Here is a 25850-nt window from a genome sequence, read left to right as displayed (position 1 = left end):
ATGATCCGCACTGTGATTGCCATAGAGGAAAAATATTACTTAATAAAAAAGGTTTTGGCATAGAATGTGCAAATATATATGTATAAGAATAATTTTCGAGGAGGGCTTAAGATGTTGCAAAAAAAGGATGTCCTGAATTTGGAGGGAAAGGTGGCAGTTATAACCGGTTCTGCTTCAGGAATAGGCTTAGGAACTGCGGAGCTCCTTTCAGCATATGGAGCAAAGGTGGCAATGGTAGATATAAGTCCTAAAGGGGAAGAAGCAGCCGAGAGAATACGCAAAGAAGGAAGGACAGCAGAATTTTTCAAATGTGATGTAACTTCTTTGGAGGATGTCAGAAAAACCGTAGAAAATATAAAAAACAAGTTTGGCAGAATAGATATACTTTTCAACAATGCGGGAGTCACGGTAAGGAAAACTGTAGTGGATTTGGAAGAAAAGGAATGGGATTTTGTAATAGGCGTTGGGCTTAAAGGAACATATCTTATGTCAAAATTCGTTATCCCTGTCATGGCAGAGGTTGGCGGAGGCAGCATAATAAATACCGGCTCAGGCTGGGGCCTCAAAGGCGGCGACAAAGCTGCTGCTTATTGCGCCATGAAAGGCGGCATAGTAAATCTCACCCGTGCTATGGCTATTGACCATGGGCCTCAGAATATCAGAGTAAACAGCATAAATCCCGGGGACACGGATACCGCAATGCTGAGAGATGAAGGAAAACAATTGGGCTGTGAAGTAAATGCTTTCCTTAAGGATTCCGCTAAGGGCAGGCCATTGGAAAGATTGGGAGTGCCTGAGGATATAGCGAATGCAGTATTATTCCTTGCAAGCGATCTATCCGTTTGGGTCACCGGAACAGCTTTAGTAGTAGATGGCGGCGGAATCGCGTAATTATTTTTTTATATACTGGAGGAGAATAATATGGCAATAAAAGGCTTTAAAAATCACCCTTATATACCAAACTCAGTCCCTGAGGTACAACAGGAGATGCTGAAGGAAATCGGATTAAACTGCCTGGAGGACCTGCACAAGGAAGTACCTCAGGAATTGAAGCTGACGAAAAATATGAACCTTCCCAAAGCTTTTCAGTCCGAATATGAGCTGAGGAGACACGTGGAAGGACTGCTGAAAAAGAACAAAAGCTGCAATGACTATCTCAATTTTCTTGGAGCAGGCTGCTGGCAGCACTATGTGCCAGCCATATGCGACGAAATCAATTCCAGGGGAGAATTCCTTACCGCCTATGGCGGAGAGCCGTACAATGACTTTGGAAGATTCCAGACCTTATTCGAGTACCAAAGCTTAGTGGCAGAATTGGTCGATATGGAAGTAGTCAACGTTCCTACCATGGATTGGTCACAGGCAGCGGCTACAGCCGTCAGGATGGCTTCAAGGATTGCAGATCGCAAAGAAGTTTTGGTGCCGAAGGCCATGGATCATGAGAAGTTCCTTGCGATGAAAAACTACTGCGATCCTGATATAACCTTGGTACCTGTAGAATACGACAAAAATACCGGGCTTATGGATCTGAAGGATCTGAAAAAAAAGCTGTCTTCAAAAACAGCAGTAGTGTATTTTGAAAACCCTTCCTATCTGGGCTTTATAGAAGTAAACGGACAGAAGATATCGGATATGGCACATGAAATAGGAGCTCTCAGCTTGGTGGGAGTCGACCCCAGCTCTCTGGGGGTTATGGAGCCTCCGGTAAAATACGGAGCGGACATAATATGCGGAGATTTGCAGCCTTTGGGCATTCATATGAACTATGGTGGAGGTCAATCCGGCTTCATGGCCACCATGGATGATGAAAAGTTCGTCATGGAATTCCCATCCAGACTTTTCGGAATCGCACCTACCACTGTGGAAGGCGAATATGGCTTCGGCGATGTAGCTTATGACAGAACATCCTTCGGCCATCACAGGGAGCATGGCAAAGAATATGTAGGAACTCAATCCGCTCTATGGGGAATAACTGCAGGAGTATATCTGGCAACGATGGGCCCCAAAGGAATGGAAGAGCTTGGCCAAAATATTCTGCAAAAATCCCAATATGCGATAAGCAGATTAAATGAGCTTGAAGGTGTTGTGGGCTCAAAATTCAGCTCAGTGAATTTCAAAGAATTTGTCGTAGATTTCAACGCCACAGGCAAAACAGTGAAGGAAATAAACAGAGAACTTCTGCAAAGGGGCATCTTTGGGGGCAAAGACTTATCCTGTGAATTCCCAGAGCTTGGACAATGCGCCTTATACTGTGTGACGGAAATTCACACAAAGACCGATATAGACAAACTGATTACCGCCATCGAAGAAATCCTTCGTTCTTAGTGGCAGAAAGGAAGGCAAGATATGAAAAGAATAAATAGAGATTTTAAAGTAAGAAATTTTCACCAGGCCAAATGGGATGAGCCAATAATATTTGAGCTGAGCAAAAAGGGTGAGAGAGGCATCTTGGTGCCAAAGGCAGAAGCGGAAATAGAGAAAGCAGTTGGCGACGGAATATCAGCTTTGCCTCAAGGGATGAGAAGAAAAGCAGCTCCGGCCCTTCCTGAAATCTCACAGCCCAGAGTGCTCAGGCATTATATGAGACTTTCCCAGGAAACGCTGGGTGCGGATGTGAATATAGAAATCGGTCAGGGGACCTGCACCGTAAAATACAGCCCCAAGGTAAATGAAGCCTTAGCCAGAATGCCTGAAATGACAGAGCTCCATCCGCTTCAGGATGAAAGCACGGTTCAGGGCATATTGGAAATCATGTATAAAACGGATGTATATATGAGAGAAATTTCCGGGATGGACAGATTCAACTTCCAGCCCAGCGGTGGCAGCCAGGCCATAATGACCATGGCATCAGTAGTGAGGAACTATTTTAGAGAAAAAGGCGAGGAAGAGCAAAGAGACGAAATAATAACTACTATATACTCTCACCCCTCCGATGCTGCTGCACCGGCTGTAAAAGGCTATAAGATAATATATATTCACCCCGATGAAGAAGGATATCCGGATTTTGAAGCCTTTAAAGAAGCCGTAAGCGAGAGGACTGCAGCCTTCATAGTTGCGAATCCGGAAGACACGGGAGTTTACAACCCAAGAGTAAAAGAATTTACAGCGCTGGTTCATAAGGTCGGCGGACTTTGCGGCTATGACCAGGCTAATGCCAATGGTTTGTTGGGAGTCACCAGAGCGTCGGCGGCAGGCTTCGACATGTGCTTCTTCAACCTCCACAAGACCTTCTCCACGCCTCATGGCTGCGGCGGTCCTGCAGTGGGTGCCACCGGTGTTACCAAGAAGCTGGAGAAATATTTGCCCGGCCCCTTGATAGATTATGACGGAGAGAAATATTTCTTGAATTATGATATAACAAATAATCCTTACAGCATAGGAAAGGTAAGGATGTTCAACGGAGTAGCCCAGGTCATAATGAAGGCTTACGCATGGATAATGTCTTTGGGAGCTGAAGGATTATATGAGGTTGCAAAGATAGCAGTATTGAACAACAACTATATGTTCAAGAAGCTTATGGAAATCGAATGCGTAGATGCTCCTTATATCAAAGGCAAGCAGAGAATAGAGCAGGTAAGATATACTTTGGAGAAAATGACAAAGGATACAGGCATAACCTCCGGAGATATACAGAGGAGAATGATGGATTTCGGAATGCATTACTGGACCAGCCATCATCCATACTATGTTCCTGAGCCGGCAACTCTGGAGCCCACAGAGACCCCGTCCAAAGAGGATCTGGACGAATACATTGAGACACTGAAGCATGTCTTCAGGGAAGCCTATGAAAATCCTGAAATAATAAAGACAGCTCCCCACAGAAGCGTATGCCATCAGGTTGATGAATCAGGCATGGATGACCCTGCTAAATGGGCTATAACCTGGAGAGCTTATTTAAAGAAATATAAATAATTAGAACTCAGGATTCAGAACTCAGAGCTCAGAGCTCAGGAGATTAGGGTATTCCTTACGGGTCATAAGGGGACGGGAAACACGGAAAGACACGGAATATTGCACGGATTAACACGGAGAGGGCATTATATTAAAGCAGATATAGGCGGTATGTACTGAGAATATTTTGTTTGCTTTGTTAACGGTTCTTAGCGAAGAGCGAACATTGACATGCGAAGCACATATATGATTAGAGCAGCTGTCATTGTTATGAAAGACCGGCTTTCTTGTCATCCTGAGGGCTGCGCCCGAAGGATCTAATTTGAGATTCTTCGAGCTGTGCTCTCAGAATGACCAGATATGTTTTCGCTTATCGTGGTGCGGATAACGCGTAGTAATTCCGAGCGTGAGCGAAGAATCTAGATCCTTCGGTCGTTCCTCCATTAGAACGATATATAATGTCTTTAATTGCCGTATATATGGTTGCTATAAATTTTATATGTATTAGTACGATCAGCTTATTATTTTTCTTGTAATATCTGGGCAGAACAACATGATATACTTTCCGTGTAAATCCATGAATAATTCAGTGCCAATCCGTGTTCTCCGTCTCCCTTTAGCGAAATGCGAATTTAAACGGAGGGAGAAGATGAAAAAGCTAGGCTTGATAATAAATCCCATAGCAGGCATGGGAGGCAGTGTAGGGCTTAAAGGCACGGATGGAGTCTTGGATAAGGCACTGGAATTAGGAGCCGTGCCCCGATCTCCCCAAAGAGGCAAAAAGGCTCTGGAGGAACTCTTGCAGATAAAAGATGAGATAGAAATTCTCACATGCAGCGGCAGCATGGGTGAATCTGAGGCATTGGAGCTGGGATTTAACACCAGGCTGGTGTGCATAGAGAGCGGTAGCCGCACCTCGTCTGCAGATACATTGGCAGCAGCCAAAAGCATGCTGGATGAAGGTGCTGATTTGATTCTTTTTGCAGGAGGGGACGGTACAGCAAGAGATATATACAAGGCAGTGGGAGATAAGGCTGTGGTAGTAGGTATTCCAGCAGGCGTGAAGATTCACTCTCCTATATATGCACAAACTCCTGCTAAGGCCGGTGAACTGGCAAGATTGTATCTTACGGAAAAGATAACAAAGGTACAAGAAGCAGAGGTTCTTGATATAAATGAGGATGCATATAGGGCAGGAAAAGTCACCACAAGCCTCTATGGATATCTGAAAATACCCTTTGAAAAGAAGTATGTGCAAAACAGAAAAGCCGGTACTCCCATGAGCCAGCAGGCATCTCAGAATGCCATAGCATTAGATATAATTGATAATATGGAAGCCGGAGTATACTATATTATCGGACCTGGCACCACTACAAGACCTGTCATGGAGAATCTTAAACTGCCTTATACTCTTCTGGGAGTAGATGTGGTATTAAACAAAGGAGTATTTGCTCTGGATGTAGCAGAAAAACAGCTAGTGGATATAACGAGCAACAATAAGTGCAAGTTGATCATTACTCCTATTGGAGGTCAAGGCTATTTATTCGGCAGGGGCAATCAGCAACTGAGCTATAGAGTGCTAAAAGCAATAGGCAAAGAGAATATAATTGTTGCAGCTACTAAAGAAAAGCTTAGTGAGCTTAGGGGCAATCCTTTTCTGGTAGATACAGGAGACGAGAAAACTGATAATATGCTCAGCGGCTATATAGGAGTAATAACTGGCTATAGAGAAAAGACAATATATAAGGTAAAGGTTTAAAAGATCCCGGACTTGATTCCGGGATCTTTTACGTTTTTTGGGGGATTAGCTTTGTAAGAAGCAAGCAAATAACTGCATGGCTAAAGCATGAAGGAATATAAATGAGCAATAAAAAATATAAGGGAAGGTTTTTTGATAATTTTATGATAATATTTGATCCAAGGGAGTATGGAAAGGTAAGACATAAACTAATAGATGTGCTCTTCATTGCTGTTGCTGCAAGCTTATGTGGTTGCAACGACTGGATTGGCATGGAGATATGGACTCTTGAAAGAGAGAATTGGCTTAGAAAATATCTTGAACTTCCTAATGGTGTACCATCATGGTATACCATTGAAATAGTACTTGATGTGATAGATCCAAAGCAGTTCGAAAAGTGCTTTACTGCATGGATGAAGGAAATAGCAAACGTCCAAGAAGGTACGGTAGTTGCGATTGATGGTAAGACCATGTGCGGAGCCAAAGAAAAAGGTAACGCGAAAAGTAATATTCATATAGTAAGTGCATGGTGTAGTAGTGATAAACTTGTTTTAGGACAGGTAAAGACAGATGAAAAGAGTAATGAGATTACAGCAATACCAGAGTTATTGGATATGTTGTTTATCAAGGGCTGTATAGTAACGACCGATGCAATGGGATGCCAAAAAGATATTGCAAAGAAAATAGTAGATGATAAAAAAGCAGACTATGTGCTTGCACTTAAGGGTAATCATCCACTGTTATATCAAGAAGTTGAAGAATACTTCGCTGATGCAGAGGCAGAAAACTTTAAGAATAAGAAAATAGACGAATATAGAACCATAGAAAAGGGACATGGATGTATAGAAGAAAGAATATATTATTTCTCTAGGGATATCAACTGGATGGATGCAAAAGATGATTGGAGAAAGCTCAAGGGGATAGGTATGGTAATTCGCAGATGCGAAAGAGACGGAGTTAAGACAGAAGAAAGGGCGTATCATATAGCCAGTGTTAAAACAGCAGCAGATTACGCAAGGGGTGTGAGGCTTCACTGGGGTGTTGAAAGTATGCACTGGAGCTTAGATGTAACTTTTAGAGAAGACGAAAATAGAACAAGAAAAGGATGTGCGCCTCAAAATCTTGCATTACTGAAAAGGCTTGCTTTAAACATGGTAAAAAGGGATCATGATAAATATCCGAAAAGAAGCTTGCGTGGTAAAAGGTTCACATGTTCACTGAATACAGACTATCTTGATTATATACTATCAATAAATCTCAAATAAAGAGAAACAGATATTGCATGATGCTGGGCGTCACCTTTTGCAGGAACATCCGGTTGAATTGATATAAAGCCATATAAAGGAAAGGGGATAATCCAGGCAATTAATTTACCAACTCATAGCAAGTATAGGAGTATATTCCTAAATGAGTTGGCTTAGCAAAATTCGCAGCGGCAAAGAAACACTTTTTAAAAACTCTATTGTAAGAGTTTTGGAAGGAAATGTATTCATGCTTTTGCCGTGCAAATAACTGCCATCATTATTGACAATTCCTAAGGATGGATTTATTATAAAATAATATAGTGATAATTTTTTCTTATTACTATGTTATTTTATTAGCATTGAATGAAGTCTCGTTCAATTTAAGAAGTATGACATAAATATGTATAATAGGGAAGGAGTCTATTTATGAGTGTTAATCCAATTATTTCACCAAATGCACCGGCCGCAATAGGACCATACTCACATGCTACCGTAGCCGGAGGCTTTATTTTTGTTTCAGGGCAGCTGCCAATTAATCCATCAACAAATAGTATTTCTGATGATATAAAGGAGCAAACAAGACAATCCTTATCCAACTGCATAAAGATAATTAATGATTGCGGATCAGCTATAGAGGATGTAACAAAAGCAACTATTTATATTAAGGACATGAATCAATTTGCTGCAATAAATGAAGTGTATGCAGAATTCTTCTCTAGTCATAAGCCTGCAAGAGTATGCGTTGAAGTGGCAAGATTGCCTAAGGATGTTCTTGTGGAAATTGATATGATTGCGTATAAGGAAAATTAATTACTTCCATATCAAAATATAACATTAGAGAAACTGTAAAAAAACTCCTTTCTGGTTTTATTGCTGCCAGAAAGGAGTTAACTTTTTCATTTACCCACAGAATTATTTACATTACCACTGGCTGAATAATGAGCCAAAGCCTCCTGTATGTATAAAACATACTTCACCATTTACTCTTGATTTTCTTATCATATCAAACATACCTACAAGAGCCTTGCTATTATAAACATTCTCTATAAATATACCCTCCATCTTAGGAAAATCAAGTACAAGCTGTTCGCTTTCTATTGTATTTCTTCCCCAGCCTTTTCCGCTGTAATCATCTATAATGCTGCAGCTTTCTTCAAGCTTGTAATTAAAAGGTATTTGCGTTATTTCTTCAACTTCTTTAATTATATTTCTTATATGATTTGATAAAGTATCCTTATCATATTCAACACTAATAATGTTTATCTTGAATGGAAATCCCAGGATAGCATTTCCATATATTAAGCCGGCGGCAACACCGCCATTTCCTCCGGGCGCAAATATCTCATTTATTCGGAAACCTAGTTCTTTACACTGTTTGAATATCTCATATATGGCATTAACATATCCTAATGCACCATAGCCTGTAGAACCTCCATTCATAATTATATATGGGCGTTTTCCTTCTTTCTCAAGTTTAACGAATAACTCATCAACATATTTAGTTCTTTCGTTTTCACTAACCTCTCCTATATAATGTGCATCAACGTCGAGAATTTTGTTTAGTAGCAAATTCCCTTCAAACTTATCCGGTTTTTCCCCGCTATGAACTAAAATACAATTCAGCTTCAACTTGCTGCAGGCACAAGCTGCAAGTGTGCACAGATTTGACTGCAACGGGCCTGATGCTATAATAACATTTGAATCCTGCCTGACTGCATCTCCCAATATATACTCCAGGCTCCTGGTCTTGTTGCCTCCGGGTCCTAACCCGGTAATATCATCTCTTTTAATATATATAGGCTTATAATTTAAAAAGCCTTCTGCATTTGTCATTCTGTATAGTGGTGTAGGAAATATTCCAAGCTCCAATTTGTTTATACATTTATTCCATGAATGTAATTCTTCCATATTTTAACCTTCTCTGCCTTTCAAGTTTACATGATTAGTCCAAATACTATATATAATACAAGGGATATAGCTCCGCTAAGCAAAGCATAGGGAATTTGTGTTTTAAAATGGGAATATAAATCTGTTCCTGCTGACATAGAGGATAATATAGTAGTATCTGAAAGCGGTGAGCAATGGTCTCCGAATATGCCTCCTGAGACTACAGCACCAATTGAAATCAAAATATTCGAATTCATCGAAACTGCCATTGGTATGGCTATAGGCATCATTATTGCAAATGTTCCCCAGCTTGTGCCTGTGCTGAATCCCATAATTGAACCAATTATAAATACTATAGCAGGGCCAAATGCACCGCTTATCTTTCCTTCAACTAAGCTTGCCAGGTATTTGCCCGTACCCAGAGAAGATATGGCATTTCCTATTGTAAATGCCAATACTAGCAGCATAACAAGAGAAAGCATATTTCCTATTCCTTTAGTGACAAATGTGTTAAACTGCTTAGTTGTCATTATATTTTCCTTTTTATAGTACATAAACATAACAATCAATGTAATTATTATGGAATATAATATGGAGGTGGTGCCATCACCTTTTGAAATATTACCGCTTCCCGTTATAAGTAATCCAACGAAAGTAACTCCCACAAGTACTAATAAAGGTATAAGCATATAATTTTTGTTTGGCTTTATATTTTCTAATTTTTCGTCTTCTGACAAATCGTCTGACATTAAAGGAGTTACACCATCATCATAAAGCTTTCCTGTTTTAATGACCCTTTCTTCTGCTTTTTTCATGGGTCCCCAATCCTTTTCAGTTACTATATAGAAAAGGACAAACAAAATGGAGACTACTGAATATAACTGGAAGGGCAGACTCTTAATCAGGAGTTCCATAGGATCTCCTGATATAATACCCGATGCTATCTGCGTACCTATTAATCCCATCAGCATTGCACCCCACGAATTCAAGGGAATTATTGCATTGATTGGTGCAGAGGTTGAGTCGCATATATAGGCCAGTTTTTCTCTTGATACTTTGTATTTATCGGTGATTGGTCTGGTAACTACACCTGTAAACATAATACTCAACAATCCGTCAATAAATATAATTATACCGATAAGGTATCCAAGGAGCATGGCCTGTTTTTTATTCTTAATTTTCTTGTTTTGTTCAGTTAAATACTCAACGAAGCCGTCAACACCTCCTGATGCTGTTGCCAAAATTACAAAAGCACCCATTAGAGATGTGAATATAAAAATTTTTAGATTTCCTACGCTTGCAGCTACACTTAAGATTCCATCCACTGTACTGGTGACTGCATGAAAAACATTCCAATTGCATAGCAGTAAATTTCCGGTGAGAATTCCCAAAAGCAAAGCTAATGAAACCTTTTTATATAATACTGCAATTGTCATAGCAATTATTGGTGGTATTACACTTAAAAATCCAAACTCCATAAATTTTCCTCCTTTAATAGATTGATTAGATTTACTGATCAAATTCATTCAACTCTATAGTAATCATATCACCTCCAAATCATAATTTATCCGATAGCTTAGCGCCGCTAATTAATATAAGCGGCGCTAAGCTATCGGGTACACTCCACCTGAGCCTATAAGAATACCGTTAATAAAAATTGCCTTGCTCAGAAGCTTATATGTGCAAAATATATGCCAATCATTACATATGATAAAAGGATAATTGGTAAACAGGGTAAATGTTAAGCTTTTTATCCTGTTTACCAATTAATTGCTTGAGTACTTTCATAAATAGCTTACTTAGTATATCTAAGAAAGGGATGCAAAGGGTTAGAAATTAGCCCAAAATACCCCTTTGCAAATATACATGAAGCGATTTGCGCTAGAATAAGTGCCAGGCACGACGTTTAGACTGATATTGAATTAGGGACATCCTTCTGATATTATAGTATTAGCATAGTATCAGGAGGTTTTTTTAATAGGTAGGCCGTGGAGAGAAGAGTATAAGGGTGGTATTTATCATGTGATTGCGCGGGGTAACAACAAGAAATACATATTCAAGGAAAGCATTGATAAAGGGTATTTCATCAAGCAGCTAAAAGAGTCAATAGAGGGAATGAACTACCGAATATTCGGATATATCTTGATGGACAATCACTATCATATTCTGATACAGACAATGGATAAGAAACTGCAGGAGATAATGCATCAGATTAATAACAAATACAGCAAGTATTTCAATGCTAAGTATAAAAGAGTAGGACATGTATTCCAAGGCAGGTACAAGGCGATTCTTGTGCAGGATGAGAGATATTTGATATGGGTATTGAGATATATACATCAGAATCCGGTACAAGCGGGTATATGTCAGACAGTCAGCGAATACAAATGGAGCAGTGACATTTTTTACAGAAGGGGAATAAAAGGCTTTGTAAACGTGGTAAATTAGTAAAAGCAGGCTCAATGAAAAGAAGGCTGACACAATACAAGCTGGAATATGCAAGAGCGGCATTAGCATTGAAATATACATATAAGGAAATCGCACATAACATCAACATAACAGAAAGATCAATAAAAGACATGATCTATAAAAATGAGAGTAAAAGTGAATAACCATCTAAACGTCGTGCCTGGCACTTACTTTCCCGCATAGAACTGGAACATCTTCGAGGATTGCTATATGAACAAAAATAAATACGTCGACTATATGTAGTCAACGATAAGAATACCGTAGTTCCGGGGCTTCCAGCCCCGTGATCAAGAGATTCATAAAGGAGGTGAATTAAAATGATAACGCTTGTATTTTTACTATTACTAGGTTTAACATTTTTTCTTACATTGGTAATGAGGATATTAGGATATCTATATAAATTAGAGATTAGTATACCTGAAGTTATCAGATACAATGCTTCATATGTTTGGCTTGCTTTGATTGTAATAATAGGAGTACTGGGAGGCAAGTCATTTAATATTGCTTTACCAAGTACTGCTCTTGATATTGGATTAAAAGGGTGGTTCTATATTTTACTAGTATTCTCATTGTTTTGTATTTATTCAAGTTACGATATACCAAAAACATCAGAACAATTCATCAAATTTTCTATAATTTTTCCAATTGGGGAAGAAATTTTATTTAGGGGGATTATACAATCTTTAACTACAAATCTTCTAAAATTGCATAACCGATATATCATACTTCCTCTTTTTGGAAGCATTCCTATTGTGGCTTGTATATCTGCTATTTGTTTTGGAATTACACATTTTCAATATCACAATTTTAAAATTAACAAACTTTCATTGAAACAAGTACTATTTGCTTTTGTTTTTGGAATCTTTGCGGGGAATATTGTAGAGGTTACAGGATCAATTTTATATCCTGTACTTTTCCACATTGCCGGAAACACAGGTACTATACTATAGTATATGAAAAGTACATAAAGAAAAGTATAAGTAGTGTTAAATCCTAAGTTTGACGTACCATTTATTTTAAACTATTTCAATATTAGTATTTTGACCATATACCATGTTAGTAGGTGTTCAGTAAATTGAATTAAATTGGGTAAGAACACCAAAAATGTGGCAGCAACAAGTACAGCATTGCGCAATTAACGCTTAATAAAAAACATGCTTTTCAATTTTCTATTTTTAGTGCATAATAGTATCATACATACTTCAGATAAGGTGATATTACAATGCGAAATAAAACAGTTGATACTATTCCTGTTCTAACAGAGCAGATGTATATAATTTTAAATTCATTTTCCAGCAGCCGTTCCCTTCCTTCCAGTCTGGTAAAGCGTTCCAAGATTATATTATTGGCTTCCCAGGGGACTACCAATCTAGAAATTGCAGAAATTATCGACTTGCATTATACCAATGTAGCCACCTGGCGTAACCGTTTCCTTCACCGTCTCCCTGTTCTTCGAGAAATTGAAATCTCCACACCAGAAAATTTACAGGGAGAGATTATAAAAATTCTGACGGATGAAAAGCGTCCTGGTGCTTCACACAAGTTTACACCGGAACAAATCATGAAAATCATAGATCTTGCCTGTAAAAATCCCCGGGAGCTCGGATATGAAGTCAGCTAGTGGAGTCTGACACTTTTGGTAAAGGAAATCAAAAAACAGGGAATTGCTGACGAAATTTCAGAGAAATCCGTCAGTCGTTTTTTAAAAATGAGGTAAATTTATGCCCTCATAAAATCCGATACTAGCTGCATTCTTCGGATAAAGAAGAAAACCCGGAATTATTTGCCACAAAAGTTAATGAAATCTGTGAACTATATCTATCCTCACAAGCATTGGAACAAACAGGAACCCATGCTGTTTCTACGGATGAAATGACTGGAGTTCAGGCATTAGAGCGCAAGTATCCGGATAAACTGTCGTTGCCGGGGATGTGTGCAAAAGCAGAATTCGAATATATCCGCCATGGAACTACCAGTCTGATTGGATTCTTTGATGTTGCGAAAGGAACACTTTATGCGCCTTATCTAGATGAAACAAGGACAGAAGAAGATTTCTGCAATGCGGTTCGTTCCACGATTGAAACAGACCCGGAAGGGGAGTGGGTCTTTGTTTGTGATGGATTAACCACTCATAAATCAGAGTCACTGGTAAAACTTGTTGCAGAGGTCTGTGACCTAAAAACACCACTTGGTGTAAAGGGAAAGTGCGGTATTCTGCAGAACAAAAAAACCAGGGAAGAATTCCTTCATGACCCAGAACACAGGATACGGTTCGCGTATACTCCAAAACACAGTTCATGGATGAATCAGATTGAAATATGGTTTGGAATAACAAATCGTAAACTTTTAAAGCGAAGCAGTTACTCTTCAGTAGCTGAACTCAAAGAAAGCATCCTGCGATTCATTGAACAATATAACCTGACTGCTCACCCTTTTAAGTGGACATATAAAGGGATTCCTTTAGCCATTTAATTAAGTGTTAATTATGCAGAGCTTGTACTAGTAGTAAAACAATTCTTTAATTCTTTGACTTATAATATCTTCTTCAAGTGGTCTTTCGTAAGCATATTTTTTAGAAGGAAACCATTTGCAAGTATTTTTAATTTCAACTAGAAACTCAGCATACTTTAAGGAAGCAACAACAGGGTCGATAACAGGTATATTTAATTTCTGTTGTAATTCCTCATAATGACCTACCTCTAGAGTACAACCTAAAACAATAACGTCAGCAAGATCATTTGTAATTGCCTCTAGTGCTTTTTTCTCAATCAATTCTGAAATGACAGAATTGTTAGCCATATCATTAACTTTATAACCTAGAGACTGAATAGAAGTTATTTTACCCTCTATACCTTTTGTTTTTATTACCTCAATACATTTTGGAATATGTTTTTCTCTTCCAACTATTATACTGATGCTCTCTCCTAAAGTTTTAGCAATAATTAATGATGCTTCTGCAACTCCCACTACGATCATTTTAGTAAGCATTTCTTTTGCAACATCAAGACCAGGATCAAAGAAACACCCAATTATAGCTGCATCATAACCCTTTCCTTCTAGATCTAATAGTAGATGTATCAAATCTGGTATAATTAATGCTTCATAGTATCTATACTCGAGGTTATCAGGACCTCTTTTTAGACAAAAAAAATCTACATTATTACCTTGATCTACAAATCTCTCCAATTCATTTTTTATGAAGTAGTAGGCACCCTTCGGACCAACTGGATCAATATATGCTATCCTCACTAAACTAGCTCCTTTCTAATAAAAATTATAAGTAATTTGAAAAGCATTTTTATTATTAAAGTTGATTCTATCGCAAAAAATAGTTAACATAATCGAGTTATTTGTACATTGAAAACTTCACAAACCATTGAAAACGCTGGATTTTAGGTCGATTTTATGGTATACTGTAATTGAAAATACAGCCATACTTTACAAATGAAGGAGACCTACCAATGTTTAGAGAAAACCACAATCATAATCAGCAATCCTTGTTAGACAGTACCCAATGGATGAATCCCAGGATCCGTGAAAAGCTCAAAAAATCATGGGCTCCTATCTTTATGGTCAACTATGCATTGGGAATAAAAACCCTTGGTGATCTTAACCTTGCAGAGCCGACGCTGAACCACTTCCAGGAGCGTGTTTACCAATACTGCATAGAGAATCCGGAGAAGGAAGACTTGCTCTTCGGTCAATTTATTCGTCTCTTGGAGTCCTTTGCTGCCCATGCAGGCATCTCTCTGGAACAGCAGAGAACAGACACCACCCTTTTCATGAGTAATATAAAAAAGGCAGGAAGAATGTCTTTGACCTACGATGTGCTGGTAAAAGCAGTGAAAGCTATACCAGAAGCCAAACGGACGGAAGCCTTATCCCAGGTGCTGGAACACTACTTTCAAGACGGATACCCTTTATCGCTCAAAGGCTCAGAAAGCAGATAGCAAGCTCACACAATTGTTGAATCTTTGCCGTGAAGCCCTTGACCTGCTAAACGATCTACCGGAAATGCAGTCCTCAGAAGAGGTACGTATCACCAAGCGATTCATTGAAGAACAAGCTAAAGTAGATGCAGAGACCGGAAAACTTATTGCCAAGCCAAAGAAGGAGATTTCCTCTGGTTCACTCCAATCTGCCTATGATGAAGATGCCACCTATCGGATAAAGGGAGATGTCCGGCAAAGTGGGTATGTGTTGGAACTTAGTGAAACCTGATGCACCGACATGTATGTGGATGGAGGGTTCCATTCCCCCGATGTGCACACCACTGCTCAAGAAAATGGTATCCGAATACACCTTATCAATATGAGCGGAACCACACCTAGCAAAAAGCTATCAGCTACCGCCTTTGAGATAGATTCAGAAACCTATATCATCAGCAAATGTCCCATGGGTTATGTTCCTACGCGAGCCAGGGTAAGCAACAGCCAAACTTCTGCCCACTTTCCGCATCAAGCCTGTGCTGGCTACGAACTTCGGGACAAATGCTATAGCAAAACTCAAGGAAAGGACAATGTGGTCCGTATTCCTGTGAAAGCTGTCAAAGCAGGCATAGAGCGAATGAGCATGAAAGTGGAACAAAAAGAAAACACAAGCCTGTGTGCCAGCATCGAAGGCAGCAATTCCGCATTGAAAAGAACCGGATTACAAAAACTTACTGTACGTGGCAAAATTAAAAGCAGAATGGTTTGCGGTATCATGGTTACAGGACAAAATATTAAGAGGTTCATCAAATTCATGCAGGGAGGGTACAAGACAAAAATCACAAATTTATCGCTATACGGAACTCCTGCGCCCATTTTGAGATAAAGAAGTTGATAAACAGGGTAAAATAATCGCTACATGGCTTCAAATGAGTCATAATTGAAGAGATTCGTGAAATTTGCCTCTTTGGATTTCTTTAAAATGGTCTTTTGTGAAGTTGTCAAGGTTCAGTTTATTATAAATTTTATTTTATTGCGGTACAATCAATCTTTATAAATACATTTTATATAAAAGTTATCAATAAAATTTATAAAAATTATAATTATTAGATGAAAATATTGTATAAATTTAAAATGTATACTTAAACGGTAACTTGCAATTTAGACAAAAACAATAATTATGATATAGTTTAAGAGAAATTAATTTATGTATTGAGGGTGATTTTATGCAGGATGTAAGGTCAATTTTAGGGTTATCAATATTTGAGAATGCAACAATTATTGCAGGTAAAAATGGATTAAGTAGAAAAATAAATAGGGTAAGCTTTACCGATTGTCCTATTAGAACAGATGGAATGGGAGAGAGAGTAATATTACCTGGTGATTTTTTTATTGGTAGTTTATACATATTTAAAGACAATCTTGATGAGTTATCGAATAATATTAAATTCTACATTCGGTATGGTGCTGTGGGGATATGTGTTATTGATGAATACTTTACCATATTACCAAAGGATATCATTAAATATGCAGATGCAAATGATTTTGTTATTTTTATTGTAGACCGCGAAACACCTTATGCAGACATCATCAATCAAATCACTAAATTAATAATGGTAGACCAATATGATCAAATTATGGAGATGAAAATTGATAGTTTGATTCATGATAAACTAAATAATCTTGAAGCTATTAATGTATCAAAATCAATATTAGAATATAATTTTAAAAAGTATTATGTATTATATTCCTCCGATACATTTAAAAGTAATAATAAACGAGAGATATTTAGAACTATGATAAACAAAAATAGCAAAAAATTATTTATAAGGTATAAATTAGGATTTTTTCTTATTGTGGAAACATCTGATGATAAAAAATATGAGCAATTAAATGACATTATTGACAATATTAAAGGTTATCATAATGAAGTACATATTGGTATTAGTGGGATTTTCAATGAAATAGAATCATTAAAGGATGCTTTTAGACAATCAATCACATCATGGGATTTTTCAAATTCAACCAATACGCATATTGTTTATTATAATAAGCTTAGTCTATATAAGATACTATATTTAATAAAGGATACAGTAGAGTATAAATCAATATTTTCAGAACTTATAGGTCCTATTATTGAATATGATGAAAAATACAATACAAATATTTTGGATACTTTAATTACATATGTAGAATGTGATGGCGATTATAGAAAAACTTCAAAAGCACTATTTCAACATGAAAATACTGTTAGATATAGAATTCAAAAAGCTAAATCAATCTTAAGTTTAGAAGAGCGAAATTTAGAATTTTTAGAATGTATATGCCTTATTGAAAAGATGTACAAGCTTTCATCTGATAAATAGTTTCAAGAGTAGTGTAATAATAATAAAATTATAACTTCCTAATTATAAATTTTACAAATAATTAATTTCTTCTAAATGTTATGATAATTTCAGGATATCTTAATATAAGTTCCATAGAAAACGTTTAAGATTACAATTAGGAGGAAAAAGTATGACAAAATTATATGAATTTGAACTAGGTAAAGCTACAGATATACTAATGGGAGATATGTTTAAGTTAAAAGAAGGAGAAACTATCATAATTACTGCTGATACAGAATCAAATGAAAACGTTGTAAACGCAGCAGCTAGAAGTGCTTATAGCTGCGGTGCTAAACCCATGGTAATATGGACTGCGACACCTAATGGAGTTGGGAAAGCAGCGGATCCAATGTTACCTGTTGAAGCTTTAAGTGCAGCTTTATGTAATGCAGATGCTTGGGTAGAATTTAACAATCAATGGTTATTATATTCCACACCTTTTGAAAATGCAATGGCGAATAATAAGAAGCTTAGATATTTAAACCTTGTAGGAATGGATGAAGATTTACTTATTAGAATTATAGGAAAAACAGACATAGATAAGCTAAGAGTATTTATGTCTAGGGTTACTGAAATGACACATAAAGCAAAAAATGTAAAGGTAACAACACCTGCAGGAACTCAAATTGAATTTGAAAACGAGCCTTCTAGAAAAATTTATTGTGATGTAGGGGATGCTTCAGTACCAGGGATGGCTTTCCTTCCAGGACAAATTTGCTGGTTCCCTAAATTTGAAACTATTAATGGAACAATTGTATTTGATGGTTCCCTAACACCGCCATGTGGATTATTAAGTGAACCAGTTCATGTAGAAATAAAAGATGGTGTAGCAGTAGGGTTTAAAGGTGGTAGACAAGCTGAAGAATTTAAAAGTTGGATAGAAAACTTTGATGATCCTAACATGTTTAGACCTGTCCATATAAGTTATGGCTTTGGACCAAATGTGAAACTAACAGGAAATATTGTTGAGGATGAACGTGTATGGGGTTGTACTCAGTGGGGATTTGGCTATTTAAGTCCAATGGATGCACCACCAGAAGGAATACCTGCAAAATCACATTGTGATGGTATTTGTTTAAATTCAAGTGTTTGGTTAGATGGGAAACAAATCTTGAATGAAGGGAAAATTATTGATGAAGAGCTAATGGTATTAGCTCATGCACTTGGAAAATAGTAGATAAATTAGTTGATTGTTAACACGAGTAAAGTAGGATTGAATTAAATCTTCCTACTTTACTAACTCCTGTTTTATAAGATGTCAATATTGTACTGGGAGGTATTATATTTATGAGTAATTTTATAGATAACTTAACAGATTTTTTAGATAGAGGAGAAGATTACCCTAGAGAACCCGTTCCACAAGCTGCCAGAAAACCTTGGCAATCAATTGCAATGGTTTGGACAGGTATTTATATAAGTATGGCGGCAATACTTGATGGATTAGCTATTATAGGGGGACTTTCATTTAAAAATAGTTTAATTGCACTATTTACAGGGTTTGTAATTTTCATAGCTTTGACAGCGTTACAAGGGAGTATAGGGACAGAAACTGGATTATCAACATATATAGTTGCAAAGCAAAGTTTTGGTTTAAATGGGTCGCACGTTGTTTCAATTATTTCATTTATAGTTAATTTTGGATGGTATGCTATAAATGTAAGAGCATTATCGGAAAGCGTTGTCATAATATTAGGAAAAGGAAATGTTAACGTAATTAGTTTTATTTTAGGTGTAATAATGATGATAACTGCAACTGTTGGATATAAAGGCATAGAAATGCTAAGTACGCCAACTGTAATATATACGTTTTTATTTATGGTTGTAAGCACAGTTAGAGTTTTTTTACATGAGCATATTGTTCTTTCTGAAGTTATATCTAGAGCTCCTTTGGGTGAGAGTATGAATTTAGCTACTGGAATCTCAATTTTAGTAGGTGCTATGGCAGCAGGAGCAGTAAATGCACCAGATGTAATGCGTTTTTCGAGAAAAACTAGTGACAATTTTAAAGGCTTATATCTGATAGGAATGCCTCTGGCTATAATTCAACCAATAACGGCTATTTTTCTAGGGCTTTTTGTTGGCTCATCCGATTTTCCTACTGTTATGATGTCAATAGGAGGTTTTTGGGGACTATTAATGATTATATTGGGAGCATGGACAAGTAATGATAACGCATTATACTCCGCTTCTCTAGCTCTATCAGAAATATTCCCTAAAGTTAAAAGATGGAAATTGGCAATCGGGTTAGGAGTTGGAGCATCTGGATTAGCTTCTTTAATTAATTTAGGAATGTATACTAATATGATGCTTTTGATGGGATCCTTTTTAGTCCCAATACTAGGTATAACTATTTCTGACTTCTTTGTATTACCAAAGTTCAATCTTGAAAGAGGATTATCTTTAAAGCATAATGAAAAGGCTAATAATGCTGCTATCATAACTTGGATAGTAGGCGGAATCTTTGAAGCTGGATTAGATTTTGGATATATCCAAAGTCCGTTAGGATTACCAAGTGTTGTTGCAACTATGATTCTTTCATTAGTATTGTATTTAATCATTATGAAAATAAAATATAGAAGACAAATAACAGCAGTACAATAGTAAAAATAGAAGGATGATAATAATGGGAGATTTAAAAGAAAAAATAAATTGTTATAAAAATGATATTGTTAAAAATTTATGTGAATTTGTTAGAATTGAGAGTATAGAGTCTAATCTTGAAAAAGATATGCCATTTGGGAAAAATGTTAATGATGCATTAAATTATATGTTAAATTTATCAAACAAACTGGGATTTAGAAGTAAGAATCTTGACAATTATGTTGGATATTGTGAATATGGTATTGGTGAAGAATTGATAGGAATTCTTGGGCATATCGATGTAGTAGAAGCTTCAAATGGATGGAAATATCCACCATTTGAAGCACAAATGCACGACGGAAAGATATATGGAAGAGGAACCATTGATGATAAAGGTCCACTATTAGCTTGTATGTATGCATTATATCTATTAAAAGAATCAAATATAAATATTAACAAACGTGTTAGAATTATATTTGGTACCAATGAGGAAACAGGTTGGAAAGGAATAAAACACTATGTTAAAGAAGAAGAGATTCCTTCATATTCATTTACACCAGATGCCAATTTCCCAGTAATACATGGTGAGAAAGGAATCTTGGGTTTCCATTTAGAAAAAGAGTTCAATGAACAAAGTAAGTATATAAAGAATATTAAAGGTGGCATATCAGCAAATGTTGTTCCTAGTGATTGTAAAGCAATATTATATAATACGGAGACAACAATAAGAAATATAGAAGAAAAGATTCATAACTATAAAAATATAAGTTATAATATTGAGGATAATGAGATTGAATTAATAAGCACAGGTAAGTCTTCACATTCAAGTCAACCTGAACTTGGAGAAAATGCTATAAGTAATTTGTTAAGATTTTTAATGGAGATTACCGATTTTGATGACGAATTAGGCAATTTCATCAATTGCTATTCTGATACCATTGGATTTGATTATAATGGCAATTTAATTTTTGGAGATATGTCTGATGATATTTCAGGAAAACTTACTTTTAATTTAGGGAAAATTGAGTTTACAGATAATAAGATTAAATTGACATATGACATAAGATACCCAATATCTTATAATTATGATGACATTTATAAAAAGCTAAAAGAGAGTTCAATTAAGCTAGGATATAATTACTCCGAATTTGAACACTTTACTCCAATTTATATTGATAAAAATTCTAAATTGATAAAAACTTTAATGTCCGTATATTCTAGTCATACGGGTGATAATGTCTCAGAACCTCTAATTATTGGAGGAGGAACTTATGCAAAGGCTTTTGAGAATTGTGTTGCTTTTGGACCTGTATTTCCAAATGAAGAAGAATTAGCTCATGGACCTAATGAGTTTATATCTATTGACAGATTACTAGAACTAGTAGAAATATATACTAAGACAATAGAGGAATTAATTAAACTATGATAAAAGAAAGAATAGGTGCCAGGCACGACGTTTAAAAGTGAATAACCGTCTAAACGTCGTGCCTGGCACTTATCTCGCTTATCTCGGAAAGGGGTGCAAAGGGTTAATAATAACTTGAAAAGCCCCTTTGCAAAGATACGTGAAGTAGTTTATGCTTTGCATTAAGGCAAGTTTATTTGCATAGGAATTTTTAAATATGTATAATAACTGTAAATAAAAACATATTATTTTGATTTAAAAGCTCAGATTGTACTAAAAGCAATAAACTTTAAGGTTGAAAGAGGTTTTAATATGAATAAGAGAATTGCCATTGCAGCTCATGAACGGAAAAGCACACAGTATTACTGTGAACAATTAAAAGCCTTATTTAAGGATAATGTTGATATTGAGCTTTACTCCGTTGAAGATAGGAGCATTTCGAATATTAATGCCGATATAGTTTTAGTATCTACACATTCAATATATGAAGAGGTAAAAAGGCAGGTCAGCAATTGCGGTGATATTATAATTGCAGATATTACTTTAAAAAAACATGCACTGGAAAAAATCATGAGTATCCCGGAAAATACAAAGGTACTGTTGGTCAACATTAATGCTGAAATGGCAATAGACACTATTGCATTAATATATCAATATGGTGTTGCTCACATAGATTTTGTACCTTATTACCCTGGCAAAGAAATAGCACCGGATGTCAATATAGCGGTTACACCGGGAGAAGCGAAGCTTGTACCTAAGAATATCAGTGAAATAATTGATTTGGGGCATAGAGTTTTATCTGTAAAAACTATAGTTGATATTGCAATAAAACTGGGGTTGGATTACCTGCTTCAAACTTACGACTTTGTGAATTACTTTGAAAGTTTGGTTGAAAATAGCTATGGGATAGAAAGTCTTCTTGGAAAAACGAATGTACTTGAGAAACAATTAGATTTGATGCTGCAAATTTTAGATGAGGGAATAATCGGGTTGAACTCTAATGGAGTAATATGTTTTTTAAATGATGCTGCAGAAAAGATCATAGGGACAATAAAGGAAAATGCTATAGGGAAATATTACGAAGAAATTATTGGTGATTTATCATTTACAGAAGTAATGAAGACAAGAAAGCCTGTTAAAAGAAGAGTGATTAAGTATAAAGGAAATTATATTGTTTTATCTATTTATCCGATTATTAACATAGACAACATTAAAAGCTGTATAGTTCTGATAAAAGAATTTACAGATACTGAAAAGCAACAACATAATCTCAGAAAGCAAATACTTGCTAAAGGACATAAAGCAAAATATAATTTTTGCGATATTATTGGACAAAGCTCTGCAATAAATTATGCTAAAGAAACAGCCGAAAAAATGGCTCTTTCAGACTCTTCTATACTGATTTGCGGTGAAAGCGGAACAGGCAAGGAACTATTTGCCCAAGCCATCCATAACAGTTCTAAAAGAAAGGATTATCAATTTATTGCAGTAAATTGCGGAGCGATTCCGGAAAACTTGCTAGAAAGTGAACTGTTTGGATATAATGAAGGTGCATTTACCGGTGCAAAAAAAGGAGGAAAGTTAGGTTATTTTGAGTTAGCACATCAAGGTACTTTGTTTCTTGATGAAATAAGCGAACTGGCTTTAAGTCTTCAGTCAAGGCTTCTTAGAGTTCTACAGGAAAAAGAAGTGGTAAGAATAGGGGGAGATAATGTAATAAGTGTTGATGTCAGAATCATAGCTGCAACGAACAATGACCTGAAAGAACTTGTTAAGGAGAAAAAGTTCAGAAAGGATTTATATTACAGATTGAATGTTCTACCGCTTAATATACCCCCTTTGCGTCATAGAAAGGAAGATATCCCTATGCTTATCCAATTCCTTAAAAAGCAGATGAATGCGGATTTCCAACTGACGGATGAGGTGTTAAATAAAATATATAAATATGATTGGGAAGGAAATGTAAGAGAGTTAAGAAATTTTGTCGAACGGTTAATGTATATTGGTAAAAGACAAATAAATTCAACTGATATTAATTCATTCTTGCCGGAACATACTGTTATTACATTTTTGAACGATTCTGAAAAGCATTTATTACAAAGCTTCAGAAGAAGCATTTGGGGAAACGAATCCAAGTATTTATTTATAATGGAAGAATTAGAAAAAAGCTTTATGAACAAATACCGCCTTGGAAGAAGAAGTATATCGAAAATTGCTGCGGAGAAAAATATCTATTTGACTGAACAAGAAATAAGGAATATAATTTTGGATTTAAAGCTATATAGAGTAGTAGAAGTTTCCAGAGGAAGAGGAGGTACGGAAATAACAGATTTTGGACTAAAGGCTCTTAAAGCTATAAGAAATAATGAAGCAGATGATGATCATATTCAATAACACATCTTTTTATCATAAAGTTTTCCACAAACTATCTATGAAGTTGGCATGGATTTTGCATTTATATAAATAAAATATAACATTAATGCTAATTTTAATAATTAATGGAGGTTCTTAAATGAGTAAAATAATAATTACTGGGAACACGTTGACATTAGAAGAAGTTATAAGAGTATGCAGAAAGTATGAGCAGGTAGAATTATCAGATATGGCAAAGGATAAAATATTAAAATCAAGAAAAGTTGTAGATTATTTTGTGGGCAATGAAACAGTAGTATACGGTATAACTACAGGCTTCGGAAAGTTCAGCGATGTAACAATAACTAAGGAAGAATCAAGGCTTTTGCAAAGAAATCTGATAATTACACATGCAGTAGGAGCAGGAAAGCCATTTGAAACAGAAATAGTAAGGGGAATAATCCTATTAAGAATTAATAATCTAGCGAAAGGGTATTCAGGAGCAAAATTAGAAACTATACAAACAATGATAGATATGCTTAACAAAAAGGTTCATCCTGTAATACCGGAAAAGGGCTCATTAGGTGCAAGCGGTGATCTGGCTCCATTAGCACACATGGTTCTGCCTATGATAGGACTTGGAGAAGCGGAATACAACGGAGAAATATTGCCCGGCGGAGAAGCCATGAAAAGAGCAGGAATACCGGTAATTGAACTGACCTCAAAGGAAGGACTTGCATTGATAAACGGAACACAAGTCATGACTTCGGTAGGAGCCCTTGCACTGTACGACGCCATAAACCTTGCAAAGGCTTCAGACATAGCAGTGGCATTGAGCTTCGAAGCACACAATGGAGTAACTAATGCTCTTGATAATAGAGTGCATGATGTACGTCCCCATAAGGGACAATCAGACACTGCAAGGATATTGCTGCAGCTGCTGGAAGGAAGCAAAAATACAACAAAACAAGGAGAAATAAGAGTACAGGATGCTTACTCGCTAAGATGCTCACCACAAGTACACGGAGCGAGCAAAGATGCAATAAACTATGTAAAAAAAGAAGTAGAAATAGAAATGAATTCAGTAACAGACAATCCGATAATATTCCCGGAAACACTAGAAGGAATATCAGGAGGAAACTTTCACGGACAGCCAATGGCATTAAGCTTTGACTTTTTAGGAATAGCACTATCAGAGCTTGCAGATATATCCGAAAGACGTCTTGAAAGACTGGTAAATCCGGCTTTAAGCGGACTGCCCGCATTTTTAGTCAAACATGGGGGACTAAACTCAGGATTTATGATAGTACAATACTCTGCAGCATCCTTAGTATCGGAAAACAAAGTACTTGCACACCCTGCAAGTGTAGACAGCATACCGTCATCAGCAAACCAGGAAGACCATGTATCCATGGGGACCATAGCAGCAAGAAAAGCAAGAAGCATAATGGAAAATGCGAGAAGAGTAATAGCCATGGAAATAATGTGCGCATGTCAGGCAATAGACTTAAGAGGGAGCAAAGGTCTCGGTAAAGGAACATCACCTGTATATGACACCATAAGAAAATCAGTACCGATGCTGAAAGAAGACAGACCCTTATATGAGGATATAAACAAGTGTGAAAGCCTCATAATAAACGGTGGGATAATCAAAGCAGCAGAGAATTCAGTTGGGGAGATGTCTTTTTAGCAATATCAGTGGGTATTACAGCATATGAGGAAATCAGATATGCGTGGCAGTATAGAGAAGGCGAGAAATAGGAATTTGAATGAAAGATTATCAACTGTATACCTTCGATGAAAAATGGAACGGGAAATACCACAAAATTTCCCTGCCCTGGTGGGCAAACTGGGCGAATCTGTCCACATATTTCAAATATCCCCAGGAGGTCAGGACGCTCATTTATACTACCAATGCCATTGAGAATTTTAACCGTCAGCCCCAGCTGGAGATATTATTTGACGACA

At 36.6% G+C, this 25850-nt stretch carries 23 protein-coding genes and 1 pseudogene; 21 read left to right on the top strand and 3 right to left on the bottom strand.

Translation table 11 applies throughout. The annotated features are described in order from the left end of the window. Positions 1 to 111 precede the first annotated feature (111 nt). The 6 genes from LJD61_RS17375 (at position 112) to LJD61_RS17350 (ending at position 7683) form a co-directional block, all read left to right on the top strand. Positions 112 to 891: an SDR family NAD(P)-dependent oxidoreductase gene (locus LJD61_RS17375; protein WP_255228824.1), complete on the top strand. Its 780-nt coding sequence runs from the start codon at positions 112 to 114 to the stop codon at positions 889 to 891. A 30-nt stretch (positions 892 to 921) separates the two neighbouring features. Then, a complete protein-coding gene (gcvPA, locus tag LJD61_RS17370; protein WP_255228823.1) occupies positions 922 to 2325 on the top strand; it encodes an aminomethyl-transferring glycine dehydrogenase subunit GcvPA in 1404 nt (467 codons plus the stop codon). A 21-nt stretch (positions 2326 to 2346) separates the two neighbouring features. Continuing rightward, positions 2347 to 3912 carry an aminomethyl-transferring glycine dehydrogenase subunit GcvPB gene (gcvPB, locus tag LJD61_RS17365; RefSeq protein WP_255228822.1) on the top strand — a complete coding sequence of 522 codons (1566 nt, stop codon included), beginning with the start codon at positions 2347 to 2349 and terminating at the stop codon, positions 3910 to 3912. A 628-nt stretch (positions 3913 to 4540) separates the two neighbouring features. Beyond that, positions 4541 to 5650 (top strand): ATP-NAD kinase family protein, encoded by a 1110-nt coding sequence (locus LJD61_RS17360; protein ID WP_255228821.1) that lies wholly within the window; start codon positions 4541 to 4543, stop codon positions 5648 to 5650. 101 nt (positions 5651 to 5751) lie between these two features. Then, positions 5752 to 6894, top strand: a complete 1143-nt coding sequence (locus tag LJD61_RS17355; RefSeq protein WP_255228820.1) for an ISAs1 family transposase — start codon at positions 5752 to 5754, stop codon at positions 6892 to 6894. Positions 6895 to 7299: 405 nt separating this feature from the next. Continuing rightward, entirely contained in the window at positions 7300 to 7683 is a 384-nt protein-coding gene (locus tag LJD61_RS17350) for a RidA family protein (RefSeq protein WP_255228819.1), read from the top strand. Positions 7684 to 7794: 111 nt separating this feature from the next. Here the strand turns inward: LJD61_RS17350 and LJD61_RS17345 are convergent, their stop codons facing one another. Then, entirely contained in the window at positions 7795 to 8781 is a 987-nt protein-coding gene (locus tag LJD61_RS17345) for a 1-aminocyclopropane-1-carboxylate deaminase/D-cysteine desulfhydrase (protein WP_255228818.1), read from the bottom strand. Positions 8782 to 8807: 26 nt separating this feature from the next. Further along, positions 8808 to 10238, bottom strand: coding sequence for a Na+/H+ antiporter NhaC family protein (locus LJD61_RS17340; RefSeq protein ID WP_255228817.1), 1431 nt, complete (start codon positions 10236 to 10238; stop codon positions 8808 to 8810). Between the two features lie 544 nt (positions 10239 to 10782). On the opposite strand from LJD61_RS17340, the gene LJD61_RS17335 reads away from it, so the two are divergent. The 5 genes from LJD61_RS17335 to LJD61_RS17315 all read left to right on the top strand — a co-directional run bounded on the left by LJD61_RS17335 (position 10783) and on the right by LJD61_RS17315 (position 13701). Then, complete coding sequence (locus LJD61_RS17335; RefSeq protein ID WP_255228816.1) at positions 10783 to 11208, top strand: transposase; 426 nt, start codon at positions 10783 to 10785, stop codon at positions 11206 to 11208. A gap of 14 nt (positions 11209 to 11222) precedes the next feature. Next, positions 11223 to 11372 (top strand): hypothetical protein, encoded by a 150-nt coding sequence (locus LJD61_RS17330; protein ID WP_255228815.1) that lies wholly within the window; start codon positions 11223 to 11225, stop codon positions 11370 to 11372. Between the two features lie 174 nt (positions 11373 to 11546). Continuing rightward, a complete protein-coding gene (locus LJD61_RS17325; RefSeq protein ID WP_255228814.1) occupies positions 11547 to 12179 on the top strand; it encodes a CPBP family intramembrane glutamic endopeptidase in 633 nt (210 codons plus the stop codon). Between the two features lie 272 nt (positions 12180 to 12451). Further along, entirely contained in the window at positions 12452 to 12850 is a 399-nt protein-coding gene (locus LJD61_RS17320) for a helix-turn-helix domain-containing protein (protein WP_255228813.1), read from the top strand. Positions 12851 to 13062: 212 nt separating this feature from the next. Beyond that, on the top strand, positions 13063 to 13701 hold the full coding sequence (locus tag LJD61_RS17315) for a transposase (RefSeq protein WP_255228812.1): 639 nt from the start codon (positions 13063 to 13065) through the stop codon (positions 13699 to 13701). A gap of 27 nt (positions 13702 to 13728) precedes the next feature. Here the strand turns inward: LJD61_RS17315 and LJD61_RS17310 are convergent, their stop codons facing one another. Continuing rightward, positions 13729 to 14478 carry an aspartate/glutamate racemase family protein gene (locus LJD61_RS17310; RefSeq protein WP_255228811.1) on the bottom strand — a complete coding sequence of 250 codons (750 nt, stop codon included), beginning with the start codon at positions 14476 to 14478 and terminating at the stop codon, positions 13729 to 13731. A 212-nt stretch (positions 14479 to 14690) separates the two neighbouring features. On the opposite strand from LJD61_RS17310, the gene LJD61_RS17305 reads away from it, so the two are divergent. From LJD61_RS17305 to LJD61_RS17260, 10 genes and pseudogenes are all read left to right on the top strand, one after another. Next, the gene (locus LJD61_RS17305) at positions 14691 to 15179 is read left to right on the top strand and encodes a hypothetical protein (RefSeq protein ID WP_255228810.1); all 489 of its coding nucleotides are present in this window, start codon (positions 14691 to 14693) and stop codon (positions 15177 to 15179) included. 13 nt (positions 15180 to 15192) lie between these two features. Next, positions 15193 to 15450, top strand: coding sequence for a hypothetical protein (locus LJD61_RS17300; RefSeq protein ID WP_255228809.1), 258 nt, complete (start codon positions 15193 to 15195; stop codon positions 15448 to 15450). Between the two features lie 9 nt (positions 15451 to 15459). Beyond that, the gene (locus LJD61_RS17295; protein ID WP_255228808.1) at positions 15460 to 16044 is read left to right on the top strand and encodes a transposase; all 585 of its coding nucleotides are present in this window, start codon (positions 15460 to 15462) and stop codon (positions 16042 to 16044) included. 340 nt (positions 16045 to 16384) lie between these two features. Beyond that, on the top strand, positions 16385 to 17524 hold the full coding sequence (locus LJD61_RS17290; protein WP_255228807.1) for a PucR family transcriptional regulator: 1140 nt from the start codon (positions 16385 to 16387) through the stop codon (positions 17522 to 17524). 151 nt (positions 17525 to 17675) lie between these two features. Then, entirely contained in the window at positions 17676 to 18719 is a 1044-nt protein-coding gene (locus tag LJD61_RS17285) for a M29 family metallopeptidase (RefSeq protein ID WP_255228806.1), read from the top strand. A gap of 113 nt (positions 18720 to 18832) precedes the next feature. After that, positions 18833 to 20146, top strand: a complete 1314-nt coding sequence (locus tag LJD61_RS17280) for a purine-cytosine permease family protein (RefSeq protein WP_255228805.1) — start codon at positions 18833 to 18835, stop codon at positions 20144 to 20146. A gap of 22 nt (positions 20147 to 20168) precedes the next feature. Next, a complete protein-coding gene (gene pepV / locus LJD61_RS17275) occupies positions 20169 to 21551 on the top strand; it encodes a dipeptidase PepV (protein ID WP_255228804.1) in 1383 nt (460 codons plus the stop codon). 291 nt (positions 21552 to 21842) lie between these two features. Beyond that, positions 21843 to 23924: a sigma-54 interaction domain-containing protein gene (locus LJD61_RS17270; RefSeq protein WP_255228803.1), complete on the top strand. Its 2082-nt coding sequence runs from the start codon at positions 21843 to 21845 to the stop codon at positions 23922 to 23924. 118 nt (positions 23925 to 24042) lie between these two features. Continuing rightward, positions 24043 to 25572 carry a histidine ammonia-lyase gene (gene hutH, locus LJD61_RS17265; RefSeq protein ID WP_255228802.1) on the top strand — a complete coding sequence of 510 codons (1530 nt, stop codon included), beginning with the start codon at positions 24043 to 24045 and terminating at the stop codon, positions 25570 to 25572. Between the two features lie 88 nt (positions 25573 to 25660). Then, a pseudogene (locus LJD61_RS17260) lies at positions 25661 to 25822 on the top strand (transposase); the annotation flags it as partial. Positions 25823 to 25850 lie beyond the last annotated feature (28 nt).

Origin of the sequence: Lutispora saccharofermentans (genome assembly GCF_024363565.1) — a bacterium.
GTDB classification, from domain to species: Bacteria; Bacillota; Clostridia; order Lutisporales; family Lutisporaceae; genus Lutispora; species Lutispora saccharofermentans.
Note: the sequence above shows the minus strand (reverse complement) of the source record. Positions and strands in the feature narration are given on the sequence as shown.

Coding starts and splice junctions, on each gene's coding strand:
- LJD61_RS17375 (WP_255228824.1), top strand. CDS start 112: ATGTTGCAAAAAAAGGATGTCCTGAATTTGGAGGGAAAGGTGGCAGTT.
- gcvPA (WP_255228823.1), top strand. CDS start 922: ATGGCAATAAAAGGCTTTAAAAATCACCCTTATATACCAAACTCAGTC.
- gcvPB (WP_255228822.1), top strand. CDS start 2,347: ATGAAAAGAATAAATAGAGATTTTAAAGTAAGAAATTTTCACCAGGCC.
- LJD61_RS17360 (WP_255228821.1), top strand. CDS start 4,541: ATGAAAAAGCTAGGCTTGATAATAAATCCCATAGCAGGCATGGGAGGC.
- LJD61_RS17355 (WP_255228820.1), top strand. CDS start 5,752: ATGAGCAATAAAAAATATAAGGGAAGGTTTTTTGATAATTTTATGATA.
- LJD61_RS17350 (WP_255228819.1), top strand. CDS start 7,300: ATGAGTGTTAATCCAATTATTTCACCAAATGCACCGGCCGCAATAGGA.
- LJD61_RS17345 (WP_255228818.1), bottom strand. CDS start 8,781: ATGGAAGAATTACATTCATGGAATAAATGTATAAACAAATTGGAGCTT.
- LJD61_RS17340 (WP_255228817.1), bottom strand. CDS start 10,238: ATGGAGTTTGGATTTTTAAGTGTAATACCACCAATAATTGCTATGACA.
- LJD61_RS17330 (WP_255228815.1), top strand. CDS start 11,223: ATGAAAAGAAGGCTGACACAATACAAGCTGGAATATGCAAGAGCGGCA.
- LJD61_RS17325 (WP_255228814.1), top strand. CDS start 11,547: ATGATAACGCTTGTATTTTTACTATTACTAGGTTTAACATTTTTTCTT.
- LJD61_RS17320 (WP_255228813.1), top strand. CDS start 12,452: ATGCGAAATAAAACAGTTGATACTATTCCTGTTCTAACAGAGCAGATG.
- LJD61_RS17305 (WP_255228810.1), top strand. CDS start 14,691: ATGTTTAGAGAAAACCACAATCATAATCAGCAATCCTTGTTAGACAGT.
- LJD61_RS17295 (WP_255228808.1), top strand. CDS start 15,460: ATGTATGTGGATGGAGGGTTCCATTCCCCCGATGTGCACACCACTGCT.
- LJD61_RS17290 (WP_255228807.1), top strand. CDS start 16,385: ATGCAGGATGTAAGGTCAATTTTAGGGTTATCAATATTTGAGAATGCA.
- LJD61_RS17285 (WP_255228806.1), top strand. CDS start 17,676: ATGACAAAATTATATGAATTTGAACTAGGTAAAGCTACAGATATACTA.
- LJD61_RS17280 (WP_255228805.1), top strand. CDS start 18,833: ATGAGTAATTTTATAGATAACTTAACAGATTTTTTAGATAGAGGAGAA.
- pepV (WP_255228804.1), top strand. CDS start 20,169: ATGGGAGATTTAAAAGAAAAAATAAATTGTTATAAAAATGATATTGTT.
- LJD61_RS17270 (WP_255228803.1), top strand. CDS start 21,843: ATGAATAAGAGAATTGCCATTGCAGCTCATGAACGGAAAAGCACACAG.
- hutH (WP_255228802.1), top strand. CDS start 24,043: ATGAGTAAAATAATAATTACTGGGAACACGTTGACATTAGAAGAAGTT.